This is a genomic window from Fusicatenibacter sp. (assembly GCF_977045365.1).
In genome coordinates this window covers 59,662-74,151 of the sequence record NZ_CDRRUH010000009.1, presented here as the reverse complement: position 1 = coordinate 74,151, position 14,490 = coordinate 59,662, and the positions used below count along the sequence as shown (strand labels likewise).

The following is a 14,490-nucleotide window of genomic DNA, read 5'->3' as shown; positions in this document are numbered from 1 at the left end:
GCCCAACAAAACATTGTAAAAAAGTTAATGCGAGAAAGTGCAAATTACTATGGAAATATTCAAAAATCTATTGGTTTGAGAATGCGAGCTAAACACACTTGTCTATGATTAGATGTAATTAACTATAGTATTTTAGGGAGGTTTTTACACATGATTATTGAACCATCAAATTATACGTATGAGACAATGCCGGACTACGAGGACGCAGTAGACGGTGCTGTGGAGATTCCGGTGACCGGAGAGGAAATTGAGATCCGCTATGCCCATGAAGTTGTCTACGACGAGGCACACAATCTGCATCTCGAGATTTTCACCCCATTCCAGATGGCGCACCCCGAGCGCACCTGGCCGTGCATCACATTTATTCAGGGATCCGCCTGGATGAAACAGTATGTCTACCAGAAGGTCGGCATGATCGCCCGTCTGGCGCAGCGCGGCTACGTTGTTGCGATCGTGGAATACCGCCACAGCGGAATCGCACATTTCCCAGCGCAGATCATCGACGCAAAAAATGCCGTCCGTTTCCTTCGCGCACACGCGGATGAGTACAAGCTGAATCCGGCGCAGATGTTCTTTATGGGAGATTCTTCCGGCGGACAGGTTTCCTCCGTTGCCGGCATGACCGCAAAGAGCGGAAAGCTCGATGAGCCGATCAATGGGGAAAGCTGCGAGGTATGCGGTATTATTGATCTGTACGGAGCTGTTGATGTGACACTGCCGTACGGCTATCCGACAACGCTGAACCATCAGAAACCGGACAGCCCGGAGGGCATGCTGATGGGCTATGACATCACCGAGCATCTTGCGGAGGCGAAGGCAGCCTGCTCCAAAACATACGTGAACGAGGATTTCCCGCCGATGCTGATCGCACACGGCACGAAGGACACGATGGTGTTCTGCCAGCAGAGTATCGATCTCTACCACGCATTAAAGGATGCTGGAAAAGATGTACAGCTGTATCTTCTTCGCGGCGCAGACCACGGCGGTGCAGCATTCTGGACCGAGGAAATGATTACCGTTTACGATAACTTCTTCAAAAAATGCTTAGGTGAATAACATGAAAATTGCTTACTGTGAAGATGAACCGGCGCAGCGTTCCCGGATGGAAATGCTGCTCCGCACCTTTGCGGAGCGAAAAAGGCTTCCTCTGACCGTGGAAGCCTTTTCAGACTCCGCCGCTTTTCTGTTCCAGTATCCCGGCTCGTATCCGTTTGATCTCATCTTTCTTGATATTGATCTCGGCGGAATGGACGGCATGGCGCTGGCGCGGAAAATCCGTGAGACGGACAGTGAGGTGCCGATTCTCTTTCTGACGAATCATAAAGAATATGTTTTCGAAGGATATGAGGTGCAGGCGTTCCGGTATCTCTTAAAGCCGGTGACAGAGGATACACTGTTTCCGCTGCTCGAGGAGCTGCAGGCGATGCGCGGACAGGAAAAGCCGCATCTGCTGCTTTCACTTGGCGGGGAGACGCAGAAGCTGTTTCTCTCTGACCTGCTTTTTGTGGAATCCGATAATCATTATCTGACGCTGCATACAGCCGCCGGAATGGAAACGTTTAAGAAAAATCTGTCGGAGTTCCGCGAAGAACTTTCTGCCGCATGGCAGGCTTCTGGTGGGACAGGAGAATGTTTTGCGGCCGCACACCGAAGTTATCTTGTGAATCTCGCTCATGTGGAGCGGATCACGCGGACGGAATGTCTCTTGTCGGACGGAACAAAAATTCCGGTCAGCCGCGGATGCTATGCATCACTCAACCAGGCGTTCCTGCAGTTTTACCGGCCGAATGCGTTTTAAAGGTTTTGCATTTTTTAATTTCCAATTCCGAACGAACCGAGGTGATGTTTCATGGCGCACATTCCATTTTTATCCCATTATCTGGAGCGCAAAAATATTGAATACCAGAACCAGCTTCTCGCCCGCCAGGTCGAGGAGGTGCAGAACATCTATCTGACGATGCGCGGCTGGCGCCATGATTATCACAATCATCTGCAGTCGATGAAGGCGTATGTCGAGATGGGACATTATGATAAACTGCAGGAGTATCTGGGGCTGCTCGAAAACGATCTTGACCAGGTCAACCAGCTCTGCGACTCAGGGAATGTGAATCTCGATGCGATTTTAAATTCCAAAATTTCACTCGCCGAAAAGAACGGCATCCGCGTGGATTACAAGGCAGCCTGCCCGGCCAATCTTACGGTGAGTGATATTGATCTCTGCGCGCTGATCGGAAATCTGATTGACAATGCGGTGGAAGCATGCGAGGGCCTTGCGGATCCCTATATCCGGCTTTATATTGGTGTGCTGAAAAACCAGCTGTATATTTCCGTTACGAATGCAACAAAGGATACTGTGCGGAAGCTGGACAGCGAGTATATCACCACGAAGCGCGGAAATCACGGGCATGGGCTGAAACGGATCAATCTTGTTGTGGAAAAGTACGAAGGATATATCAACCGGCAGAACGAGCCCGGCGTTTTCGTGACGGAGATTATGCTGCCGCTGTAAAAAGCTCTTTCCAGGATTTTTTGATTTTGTCCGATGATTCTACAGAGAAATTTTGCAGAACGTGAACACTTTTTTGCTGTTCGCGTTCTTTTTTGTTCCATTTACGTACTTTTCCCCCGTGTTTTGCATGAATATGGTAGGATAACTACAGTTCACGAAAGACATGTGACAGAGGAGGTCTTTATGTATTCATTATGGTCTAACTACATTTATATTCATCGGGAGCTGTGGCATTACAGCAAAAAGCCGTTTCTCTTTCAGGCACTCGAAATCGTCTCGCAGGTGCTCACCGGCTTTTTCGGGATTCTGCTTCCTTCCGGAATTCTCTTTTTTCTGGAACAGAGCCGCGGCTTTGCCAGGTTTGCGCTTGGAACGCTGGTTCTCTTTCTCCTTTATGCCGTCGTTTTCGTCAGCCATGCGTTTCTGCAGTCACGGAACGCCTGGCAGTATACCGAATTCCGGACCGGCTTTTTCATGCGCCGTCTGCTCCGCCATTTCATGCGGATGGACTACGCCGTTCTGACCGAGCAGTCGACGCTGCAGCTCGTCGAAAAAGCCGCCGATGCCGTTTCCAGCAACTGGGTCGGAGTGGAAGGAATGTTCCGCTATGATGTCACAATTTTTTCTTCCTTTCTCGGTCTGCTCCTCTACGCAGGGCTGATTGGAAGCGTCCATCCAGCCATCATTCTTCTGCTGCTGGTGCTCTCGGTTCTTCAGTTTCTCAGCTACCGCCGCGCGGCTTCCTACGAAGTCCGCCGCCGGGATGATCTGTCCGCAATTAAATTGTCGCAGCGCTATTTTCAGAAACAGTCGTATGACACTGCGGCCGGAAAAGATGTCCGTCTCTACCAGCTGGGCGGATGGATTGATGGTGTCTACCGACAGATCAACAAACGATACCAAAAAATCCTGTTTCACATCCGCAGCGCCTACTTCGCGAATGATCTGCTGACCCTCACGCTGCAGCTTCTGCGCGACGGCATCTGCTATGGCTTTCTGATTTACCGCCTCGCACACGGAACGATGACTGTCTCCGGCTTTGTGCTGGCGCTCGGCGCGGTTTCCGGTTTTTCTTCGTATTTTAACGAGATTACTTCCAGTCTTTCGAAATCGGTACTCTGTCTCGAACAGATCCGATGGATGCGGGAATTTCTTGATCTGCCGCTCCCGGCCGGCCACACGCTGCCGTTCCGGCCGGAATTTACCGAAGAAAAACCACTCGAAATCTGCTTTTCCCACGTCTCCTTCTCTTACCCGGAAAGTGAGAAAAAGATCCTCGACGATGTCAGTTTCACACTCCATGCTGGTGAACACACCGCACTCGTCGGCATCAACGGCGCCGGAAAATCCACGATTGTTAAGCTGATCTGCGGACTGTATCAGCCGGCAGAAGGACAGATTACCGTCAACGGTATCTCTCTTACGGGCCTGAATCCGGCGCAGTATTACGAATCGATTGCGGCGGTCTTTCAGGAACCATTTGCTCTCTCGTTCTCCATTGCAGAGAACGTGAGCTGTTCCACACTGGAAGAGACGGACCGCACCCGCTGCCGCGAAGCTCTCGTCCGCGCCGGACTCTGGGAGAAAATCGCAGGTCTTCCGCAGAAAGAGGAAACGTATCTCGGTAAAGATATGACCGACGACGGCGTCACCCTCTCCGGCGGTGAGATGCAGAAACTCATGATGGCGCGGGCTCTCTACAAAAACTGCCGTCTGCTCCTGCTCGATGAGCCGACCGCTGCGCTCGACGCAATCTCAGAAAATGAAATGTACGAAACCTACAGCACCCTGCTGAAAAATAAGACTGCTCTCTTCATCTCGCACCGCCTCGCGTCGACACGGTTCTGCGATACGATCCTGTTTCTCGAAAACGGAAAAATCAAAGAGCGCGGAACCCACGACGAACTGCTCGCCCTCGGCGGATCGTATGCGCATATGTTTGAAGTACAGAGCCAGTATTATCAGGAAACGGAGGAACACATCTGATGAAAATGAAAGAACGGTTTCATGCCGTCTGCCGCTTTTTAAATATGATCAGCCAGAGCAATCACCGCGTGCTGTTCTGGCTGTTCGGAAGCGCTTTTGCCGCTGCCACACTGCCGTATCTCTCCTTGTTTTTCTCAGCGCGGATTCTGAATCTGCTGCTTGCAGAATCGTACCGCGCCTGTCTGTATACCGTCGTCGTCTTTCTGCTCGTGCAGTATGGACTTGGGCTGTTTGAAAAGGTCTGCCGCCAGTATCTCGACGGCCAGAAGGAGCTCTGTCTTGCGCTCACCGAACAGAAAATCACCGCAAAAGCACTGGAGCTGGAATTTGAAAAATTCGAAAAAACAGAGACCATGGATGCCATCCGGCGCACCAATGTCTCCTCGATGGGATCGGGAAACGTGGGCGATCAGCTGATCGTGATCCATACGATGATGACTTCCCTGCTCTCCCTTCTCTATGCGCTGTTCTTCCTGCTCCGCCTGTTCCTTCTGCCGGGCAGCAGCATGAAAAACTTCTTTACCTCGCCGTTTTCGACACTCGCGCTGCTCCTGCTCTGCGGACTGCAGCTGGATCTTTCCTCCCGCATCAACCGCGAGAGTACGCAGAAAAAAATTGAGCTGAACCAGGGCAACGACCATTCCAACTCCGTCGCCAATTATCTCGTCAATGTGATGCTCGAAGAACGGCGTGCGGACGATATCCGTATCGGTCATCTCGATGGTTTTCTCGACGCACAGTTTGGAAAGGCCATGGCACACTTTCTGCCGATGTACCTCGACTTCGCCCGTTTTTCCGCCGTCACAGACGGCAAAAATGCGCTGCTCTCACTCCTTTCTAATTTCACCGCATACCTTCTGATCGGCGCCAAAGCGCTGTACGGTGTGCTCCCCATCGGAGATGTCCTTCTGTATGCCGGTTCCGTCACCCGCGCCATGGGGGATCTGCAGACGTTTTTCACAACCGGCTCACAGTTTGACTATATCAATTCGTATCTTGCGACGTATGAGGATTTCATCGCACAGCCATCCATGTCGTACGACGGCACACTCCCGATCGAAAAACGTGACGACGGTCAGTACGCCTTTGCCTTCCACGACGTTTCCTTCTCCTATCCCGGCACAGACATTCCGGTGCTCGAGCATGTGACACTGTCCTTTGCCATCGGTGACAAAACCGCCCTCGTCGGCCGCAACGGAGCCGGAAAAACGACACTCATCAAACTGCTCTGCCGCCTGTATGAGCCAACTTCAGGTTACATTACCCTGAATGGCATCGACATCCGCAAATACAATTACAAAGAGTACACCCAGGCCTTCTCTGTGGTTTTCCAGGATTTCCACCTGTTCTCCCTTCCGCTCGACGAAAACATCGCCGCAGGGACTACGATTGATGAAGCTGCTTTGCAATCCTCTCTTGCAAAAGTCGGTCTCACCGACCGCGTGCAGCAGCTCCCGCAGGGCACTCACACCCGTCTCTACAACAACAACGGTTCCGGTGTCGACCTCTCCGGCGGCGAGGCCCAGCGCACCGCCATCGCCCGCGCCCTCTACAAGGATGCCCCGTTCGTCATCCTCGACGAACCGACCGCCGCCCTCGACCCGATCGCCGAAGCCGAAATCTACGAACAGTTCAGCCAGATGACCGCCGGCAAAACCGCCGTCTACATCTCCCACCGCATGAGCAGCTGCAAATTCTGCGACCGCATCATCGTCCTCGACCACGGCCGCATCGCCGAAGACGGAACCCACGACACCCTCCTCGCAAACCACGGCATCTACGCCAATCTTTACGAAACCCAGGCCCAATACTACACCTGAGTCCTCACCCTCCCGTCCCCCAAAACGTAAATGGGAGTCAGAAAAACACAACCCCTGGCAGTTCGTGCTAAGAACTTCCAGGGGTTGTGTTTTTCTGGCTCCCCGCCACTTATTTCAGAAATGCAAACGGCTCCTCATCATGAATAAAATGCATCAGATGATACGAGCACATAATCGCCACATTCTCTTCTCTGAGGATTCTCTTCGCCTCCTCACGGTCCGCCAGGACAACTTCAATGACTTCGCTCTCCTCCAAGTATTTCCGGCTGATCTCACCCTCGCACCAGCCGTAAACTGCGGAGCATGCCTCGTCCGTCATCCCAATCGTTGTAAAGAACGGTTTCTCATAGCACGGATCCACCTTTAACGGATGAAACGTAAGCCCCGTCTCCTCGTGCATCTCACGCACCGCCGCTTCATGAAACTCCTCGCTCGGCTCCACAAGCCCTGCCGGGAATTCATAAATATAGTCGTCAATCGAAACCCGGTACTGGCGAACCAGAACAATTTTATCGCGCTTCTCCCCGTACAGACTGTACATCAGCACGCCGTCCGGCGTATTCTTTTTCGTCTTGATCTTCAGCGCTTCCATCGTTTTCGCACGCGAAGCAACATAATACCGGAACGGGTGATCCACCTTGTTCTTCCCTTCCACCAGATAAAGATTTACATATGGATTCTCCGTCTGCTTTGTAATCTTCTCAATCTTCGGCATTGTATTTCTCCCCCTTCTTTACGCATCAAAATCAGTCTCAAACACGCCCTCCGGGGTGCGCATTGTCAGAACGCCGAGGTTGAACTCGTCGTCCATCACCGTGATGTGGTACTCGAAAATCACATCGTCATCAAATTTCGACAGCACCACGTAGGAACCGTTCTCTTTTCCCTCGATCTGGTCGCAGATGTCGTCGTAAACATCGCTTCCCGAAATCGGCCGCGGATAGCCGGATTCTTTGATTTTCTTTTCAATCATTTCATATAATTCGTTCATGTTCTGCCCTCGTTTTTCTTTTTATCGGTTATGTTTCATTGTACCACGAAAAGACCCGCGGGGACAATCCATTGCGGCAATTCACCGTGAACTTTTTTTATTTTCATACATCTTCTGGTCCGCCTCTTTGAGCAGACTGACCGCCAGTTCAATCCTGTTTTTCGCCGGGTTGTCCATGCCGATATAGCCGGTCACGACACCGCCGGAGACCAGCGAAAAGACGGACAGAAAAGTGAGATTTTTCTCTCCATTTTCTGTCCGTCTTTCTTTGTTTTTCTTTTTTAGTTCATCGCCTCACCCTTCAGCAGTCTGCTGATGTGCTTGTACAGAAGCATGGTTACCAGTGATACCACAACACCTTTGATGATATTAAACGGTACAACGGCAAACAGAACAAAGGTCGGAAGGCTTGTAATTGCTTTGTTGACTGCAGATCCCATTCCTACAAGGGCATCCATCGGCATTCCAAAGGCTGCTGCATAAGCCGGAAGCAGTACAAAAGCGTTCAGAAGACCGCCGGCTGCTGCCAGAAATACGGTTCCGACTGCCATACCGATCATGGCATTTTTCTTTGTTTTCTGTGTTTTGTAGATCCATGCGGCCGGCATAACATACGCACAGCCGATCAGGAAGTTTGCTACCTCGCCAACACCTGCAGTGGTACTTCCTTTCAAGACAAGGTTCAGCAGAATCTTAATCAGTTCAATCGCAGCTCCGGCAAGAGGTCCCATTGCAAAGGCTCCGATCAGAACCGGAACTTCGCTTAAATCAATCTTGTAGAAACTTGGGGCAAACGGAAGCGGGATGTCAAAAAACATCAATACGACTGCGGCTGCGCCGAGCATTGCCACCTGTACCATGTAACGGGTTTTTCCGATTTGCGACATCTTTGATGTCTGTTTTGCTGTTGTCTGTGCATTCATAACTGCATTTCTCCTTTTTTCTGGAGATCTTGACCGGTTCTGCCGGAAATAACGAGTCCAAATACGCTCCACGAATTTGAACTCGTTTTCGCGGCAGTCGCCAAGGTCTCGTGCAAGCACGGACTTTGGCTCGTTGCCCGCGAAAAAAAGTGCCCTGAATTCCTTTTCTTGAATTCAGGGCACCAAAAATATTTCCATGCAAATAAACTTTATTTCATCTTCTTTCATCCAGACTTTAACTGTTGGTCCCGGAGTTGCACCGAGTCAGCCGCTGTTTGATATCGCAGCGGGTCGCGGACTATACCGCCAGTAGGGAATCACACCCTGCCCTGAAGATCTCCGTATTTTGTTTTACAGGAACATTTTATTCACATTCACACAATTTGTCAATACTTTTTTCAGACAATACGTTATCTGGTTAGTTTGCTACGCCCATCTGAATTTTTCCTGTGCTCTTATTTTTCAGCACACGCAGATAACAGATCCGCATATCCCCCTTCAGGACGAGACGGATCTCAGATACGCCGTCCGTCTGCGGTCTGTCTGCGAGGGAAATTTCGATATCCTCATACACCGGTTCACGGTACCGGTTGCGCTCTTTTACTTCTTCCTCCGCATAGCGGTCCAGTTTCGGGGCGCTGCGGAACTCACAGGTTCTTGTGTCACCGGTAAAGCTTCCCATCGAAACACCGTCCACAAAGGCTTCCACACTGCCGCCGCGTTCACTCTTCACATGAAGTGCCAGAACAGCAGCATCGGAAAGATCACAGTCACGGTAAACGAGAACACCTTCTTTCGTCTCATCCTGCACGCGGACTGCCTTGAAGTTGAAATGGCCTTCCGTCAGATACATGTTTTCGTAATCATCATAGTGGTCTGCCGCGGTAAATGCACTCAGATCGCGTACTCCCCTTTTTCCGCCCGGAATAAAGATTTCTGTGGAAACGGCTTTATCCTTGCAGGATGCGCCCGCATAGATTTCATACGTTCCTTCTTCTACCATCAGTCTGCGGCTGATGACATCGTAGAAGCGAAGCTCCTCCACCGGGATTTCCAGTGCGACGTGTCTCGTCTCGCCCGGGGCAATGTTTTTCACGCGAACAAAATCAAGCAGCTGGCAGATTGGTTTCTTCACGCAGGATTCCAGAGCGGAACCGTAGATCTGGACAACCTCGTCGCTTGCGGTATTGCCGGTGTTCTTTACATCGAGGGAAATCTGCAGCTGGCGGTCGTCTTTTAAGGAAACCTTATAGTTCTCATACGCAAATGTGGTATACGTCAGACCATAGCCGAATGGATACAATACATTCCCATCGAAATAGCGGTACGTTCTTTTTCCTTTGATGATGTCGTAATCGTCAATGTCCGGCAGCTGATCGATACTCTCATACCAGGTCATATTCAGACGGCCGGCCGGTGCATAGGTTCCAAGCACAGCCTCTGCCATTGCGCTTCCCATATCCTGGCTTCCCGTTGCAGACATGATGATCGCCGGCAGTTTTTCCATCGCATTCTGAAGTGTATACGGATAATTCGTAAACAGCACCAGAACGGTATTCGGATTGACCTCTGCGATCCGGTCAAGCAGCATCTCCTGCTCTTCTGGCAGCTCCAGCGTGTTGCGGTCAATCTCCTCTTTCGCATTGATCACGGAGTTACAGCCGAGCGCAAGTAAAACCTGTTTTTTCCCCTGAACCGCCGCAACTGCTTTTTCGATTCCGTTTTCGACAACCTCCATGGTAATCGGAGTTCCCTCCGTCTGCTCGAAGGAGAAAAATCCCTCCGCATCTCTATAAACCGGGTAATGGAAACGGTTGGTCAGCACAACGCTGCCATCCTCCTGCGGCTCCACGTGGAAAATCTCCATCACAAACCAGTCGAAGGCTTCCTCCCGGTCTGCCGCAATCTGTCCCATTTTCGGTTTTTCTCCCTGCGACTCTGAGAGTCTTGCGCCGAGGTATTTTCCGGTACGGACACTCTTAAACGTATAGCTTCCCTCACCCCAGTATTCCTTGATAAACACATCCGGTTCATCTGCTACCTGAAGTGTTCCGTCTTCTGCCACGGCAAGACCTTTTCCATCACAGCGGAAAACAACGCGATCCAGACCATCCGCAAACGTAATGCTCTCCTGCTTCAGCGCTTCCATCCCCTGCAGGAAGGTTGTGCGGTATGGCGCCGTTCCGCCGTACCAGTCCTGATACCATGCATCACCAAGCGGTCCGACAATGGCGATATCTTCTGCTTTCAGAGCTTTGTCAAGTGGCAGCGCTCCATTCTCATTTTTCAGAAGTACAATCGATTCACGGCTCAGCTCTTTACAGATTTCACGTGCCTTCGGGGAATCGATATCCTCCTCGGTCACGCGGTCATACGGATTCAGATTTTCCCGATCATAACCCCCGAGCCGAAGCTTCGTCTCCATCATACAGCGAATGGAGCGGTCCATATCCTCTTCTTTCAGAATACCAAGCTCATATGCCTCGCGTGCTGCCTGCTCTACCATACGCGGATCGTCAGACATGGCATCCACACCGGCTTTCAGTGCCGTTGCGATCGTCTCCGCATGCTGTCCGAAATAGTGATGCAGCGTTACGACAAGTCCCATCGCACCGCCGTCACTGACAACGTGACGGAGGCCGTACTGTTTTTTCAGAATATCGGTTACTTCCGGATTCAGAATACCGATCGTTCCGTTGATCTTGTTATATGCCGTCATAATGCCCTCTGCGCCGCCGTCCTCAATACATCTGCGGAATGGCTCCAGATACAGCTCATATTTGTTTCTCGGGTCAATGGAAGAATTTTTCCATCCGCGGCCGACCTCCGTATTGTTTCCATAGAAATGCTTTAAGGTCGCTGCGCAGCGCAGATACTTCGGATCATCGCCCTGCATTCCCCGGATATAAGCGCCGGCCATTTTTCCGGTCAGCACAGGATCCTCTCCGTAACCTTCTTCGTTTCTTCCCCATCTCGGATCGCGCTCAAGATCAACGGTCGGAGCCCATCTGCTGAGTCCATGGCCCTGGTGGCGGTGCCATACAACGCGCGCCTCGGTTCCCGTTACTTCACCGGCCTGTCGGATCAGTTCCGGGTCCCAGGATGCACTCATACCGATCGGCTGTGGGAAGGATGTTGTCACATCCGGTTTTCCAAGACCATTTTGATCGTTTCTTCCCTCAACGCCGTGTGCTGCCTCACCGCCTACAGAGACTCCCGGAATGCCAAGGCGCGGCAGATCCGGGGAAGAGCTGGCGAGATAGCCCAGTTTTTCTTCGACCGTCATTTCTTTCAACAGCCAGTCGATTCTTTCCTGATCCGTCAGTGATGCATCCCAGAACGGTGTGTTTTTGTTTACCTGAAACTCCTTCTTTTCTGTCATTTTTCAAAAACCTCCCGATGATTTTGTCTCATGAAATTGTTTGCAGATTTTCCATATACTGTTATCTTTTTACAATGTTTCACATTTCCCATTACTGTCGCTGTATTTTAAAACATGGTCTGACATTTAATAATATCAGACCATGTTTTTGTGCCGCCTTCCGTTCAACGGCAAAACCTTATGTTTTTATGTTTTTGCTTTACTTACTCTACATCAACAAGTTTGGTAGCAAGGAACTCTGTCATAGCTTCTTCTGCATCTGCCAGACCATTGTCTGTCAGCTCCTGTACCATGCTCTCCCAGTTTCCATCAAACTCATCTTCTGTACCAGTTACGCACTTAACCAGTCCCGGCCAAGCAATTTCGTCCAGAATTGTCTGTTTCTCAGCAAGTTCCTGTGGCTGCTGATATGCCCACAGTGCAGAGTATGGAAGAAGATCGAACTCTTCCGGCTGTGCAAACATGTCGGTCAGCATCTCAAATCCCATCGCTTCGCATCCTTCTTTTTCTGCTGTATTGTAGTTTGCAATAACAGACTCTTTGGTAGTTGGAGTGTATGGGAATCCGTCTTCAGAGTAGGAACCTGTTCCGTAGATCGGGAATCCAGTGTAGTTGTCAATACCGGTGTTCTTTGCATAATCCGGATCAGACTGAGCTTTTGCAACTTCTTCATCGGTACGATATGGCTGTCCGTCATCATCGAGGAAGTAGTTCTCGCCTTCGATACCCCAGTGATACAGGATCTGTCCTTCATCGGAGCACAGATAGTCAAGGAATTTGATGGCACGAACCGGATCTTCACAGCTCTTTGTGATTGCCATGCCCCAGCCAACGGTAGTTCCCTGATACAGAAGGGCTTTTTCTACCTGATCTTCTCTTAAGGTTACAGGAAGTCCAACATAAGTCTGATCTACTTTTCCATCTGCTACCAGAGTAGCTTCGCACTGGCTGTAATGCCACTCAGCATCGGTGATGGCAACAACACGGCCGCTGGCAACTTTTGCAATATAGTCATCATCTGTCTGCGTTGCAAAGTTCGGATCCAGGATACCTTCGTTGTACATACGGCACAGCCATTTGAAGTATTCTTTCTCTTCATCTGTTACATGTTTGTAATGTACGTTGTACTCGTCGTCAATGATCCACTGTCCATTATCCGGGGATGCATCAGCGATCAGTCCTGCCGGGTTTCCAAGGGTAATCATCCAGTGCCAGTCAGAAGCACTCATGGTGATACCGATCATATCCAGACCATCTTCTGTTTTTGGATGTGCTGCAAGATAGCTCTTGATCATTTTTTCATACTCATCCAGTGTCTTCGGATATTTATAATCGTTCTCTTTTAATGCAGCCCACTGAATCTGGCAGCTTCCGCCTGTTGTCAGAGTTTTCTGGTTTACACCTGAGTAGGAAAGCTGATAGATTCCAGGATCATCCTGGCTCCATTTCAGTTTTTCCAGCTCTGCTCCGTACATTTTTTTGATGTTTGGACCATATTTTTCAATCAGGTCTGTCATATCAATCAGCGCGCCTGCCTGATACAAATCCGTTGCTGAGCCTTTTGCATAAATCATGTCCGGATACTCATCATTTGCGATCATCAGCGCAACATCTTCTTTTGCATCACCCTGGGATGCTACCGGATAGGAAACATCAAGTGTAACGCCTGTTGCCTCTGTGATTGCTTTTGCTACCGGGTTATCCCAGTTGCCGTTTTTACCATCAGCGTTAAAATACTCAAAGGTAATCGGAGATTTATCATCTGCTGTCTCGCCTGAAGAACTTGCCTCTGCCGCTGATCCAGTCTCTGTGCTGGACCCTCCCTTGCTGCTGCCACTGTCGGAACCGCATCCTGCGAGCATTCCGGCCACCATAGCAGATACTAACATGAGTGATACTACTTTTCTTTTCATAAAAGCCCTCCTTAAAATGGTTTATGTCATCCTGCACTCTTTCTTTCGCCTGGCAGGAATAAACATCATCTTTTTCTAAAAATTTTTTAATACTGTTTTTTATCAGTCTTTAACAGAACCAAGTGTCATACCGCCGATAAAGTATTTCTGAAGGAACGGATATACAATAACGATCGGCACAGTTGCTACAATCGTTACGGCCATACGTACGGACATTGGTGTTACGGCCGTCTGTACATTGGTTCCTGCGTGAACGTCCATTTTCATGGTCGCCTGATTCATGATCTCGTACAGTTTGTACTGCAGAGTCGGAAGTTTTTTCGCATACAGGTAGGTATCCATGAAGGAGTTCCACTGTCCTACTGCGTAGTACAGACCTACGGTTGCGATAACCGGTTTACAAAGCGGCATAACGACTTTATACCAGATCTGGAAATCGTTGGCTCCGTCGAGTTTTGCTGCCTCCTGCAGAGCCATCGGCAGTCCATCGATATAGGAGCGGACCAGAATCATGTTGTAAACCCACATCAGTCCCGGAAGAATGTATACCAGGAAGCTGTTGCCGAGTTTTAAAGTACGGATGATCAGAAGGTATTCCGGAATCATACCGCCGCTGACATACATCGTAATAACGAACAGCAGCTGGAATGGTTTGCGGAGTACGAAATCTCTCCGGCTTAAGGTGTAAGCTACCATCGAGGTACAAACGATACCAACGATCGTTCCGATTACGGTTCGAAGAACGGAGATGATTGCCGGGGTGACAATACCGCCGTCTTTAAATACGTATTTGTAGTTGGTTAAAGTAAACTTTCTCGGGATGATGAAGTTTACGTTTTTGATCGTATCCGTGGAATCGTTGAACGAAATCGCCAGCACGTTCAGGAACGGATAAATGGTGATGATGACGAGGAATACGAAGATTACCGCCAGTACGTAGTCAAATATTTTTGCTCTCTTTTTCAT

At 49.9% G+C, this 14,490-nt stretch carries 11 protein-coding genes and 1 riboswitch; of the genes, 5 read left to right on the top strand and 6 right to left on the bottom strand.

Going from position 1 to position 14,490, the window contains the following annotated elements:
- Positions 1–150 precede the first annotated feature (150 nt).
- The 5 genes from ACY2VW_RS03855 (at position 151) to ACY2VW_RS03835 (ending at position 6,315) form a co-directional block, all read left to right on the top strand.
- Complete coding sequence (locus ACY2VW_RS03855; protein WP_461877099.1) at positions 151–1,056, top strand: alpha/beta hydrolase fold domain-containing protein; 906 nt, start codon at positions 151–153, stop codon at positions 1,054–1,056.
- A 1-nt stretch (position 1,057) separates the two neighbouring features.
- Positions 1,058–1,798: a LytR/AlgR family response regulator transcription factor gene (locus ACY2VW_RS03850; protein WP_461874104.1), complete on the top strand. Its 741-nt coding sequence runs from the start codon at positions 1,058–1,060 to the stop codon at positions 1,796–1,798.
- Between the two features lie 51 nt (positions 1,799–1,849).
- Positions 1,850–2,509 (top strand): sensor histidine kinase, encoded by a 660-nt coding sequence (locus ACY2VW_RS03845; protein ID WP_461877098.1) that lies wholly within the window; start codon positions 1,850–1,852, stop codon positions 2,507–2,509.
- A 183-nt stretch (positions 2,510–2,692) separates the two neighbouring features.
- Positions 2,693–4,495 carry an ABC transporter ATP-binding protein gene (locus ACY2VW_RS03840; RefSeq protein WP_461877097.1) on the top strand — a complete coding sequence of 601 codons (1,803 nt, stop codon included), beginning with the start codon at positions 2,693–2,695 and terminating at the stop codon, positions 4,493–4,495.
- Entirely contained in the window at positions 4,495–6,315 is a 1,821-nt protein-coding gene (locus ACY2VW_RS03835; protein WP_461877096.1) for an ABC transporter ATP-binding protein, read from the top strand. Before ACY2VW_RS03840 ends, ACY2VW_RS03835 begins: the two co-directional genes overlap by 1 nt.
- Before the next feature lie 109 nt (positions 6,316–6,424).
- Here the strand turns inward: ACY2VW_RS03835 and ACY2VW_RS03830 are convergent, their stop codons facing one another.
- The 6 genes from ACY2VW_RS03830 to ACY2VW_RS03805 form a co-directional block, all read right to left on the bottom strand.
- A complete protein-coding gene (locus ACY2VW_RS03830) occupies positions 6,425–7,030 on the bottom strand; it encodes an NUDIX hydrolase (protein ID WP_461877095.1) in 606 nt (201 codons plus the stop codon).
- A gap of 18 nt (positions 7,031–7,048) precedes the next feature.
- Positions 7,049–7,306: a hypothetical protein gene (locus ACY2VW_RS03825; RefSeq protein WP_173816022.1), complete on the bottom strand. Its 258-nt coding sequence runs from the start codon at positions 7,304–7,306 to the stop codon at positions 7,049–7,051.
- A 281-nt stretch (positions 7,307–7,587) separates the two neighbouring features.
- Positions 7,588–8,229: an ECF transporter S component gene (locus tag ACY2VW_RS03820; RefSeq protein ID WP_461874099.1), complete on the bottom strand. Its 642-nt coding sequence runs from the start codon at positions 8,227–8,229 to the stop codon at positions 7,588–7,590.
- A gap of 212 nt (positions 8,230–8,441) precedes the next feature.
- Positions 8,442–8,570, bottom strand: a riboswitch (FMN riboswitch).
- Positions 8,571–8,647: 77 nt separating this feature from the next.
- A complete protein-coding gene (locus ACY2VW_RS03815) occupies positions 8,648–11,611 on the bottom strand; it encodes a beta-glucosidase (protein ID WP_461877094.1) in 2,964 nt (987 codons plus the stop codon).
- 203 nt (positions 11,612–11,814) lie between these two features.
- Positions 11,815–13,524 (bottom strand): extracellular solute-binding protein, encoded by a 1,710-nt coding sequence (locus ACY2VW_RS03810; RefSeq protein WP_461877093.1) that lies wholly within the window; start codon positions 13,522–13,524, stop codon positions 11,815–11,817.
- 102 nt (positions 13,525–13,626) lie between these two features.
- Positions 13,627–14,490 carry a carbohydrate ABC transporter permease gene (locus tag ACY2VW_RS03805; RefSeq protein ID WP_461874096.1) on the bottom strand — a complete coding sequence of 288 codons (864 nt, stop codon included), beginning with the start codon at positions 14,488–14,490 and terminating at the stop codon, positions 13,627–13,629.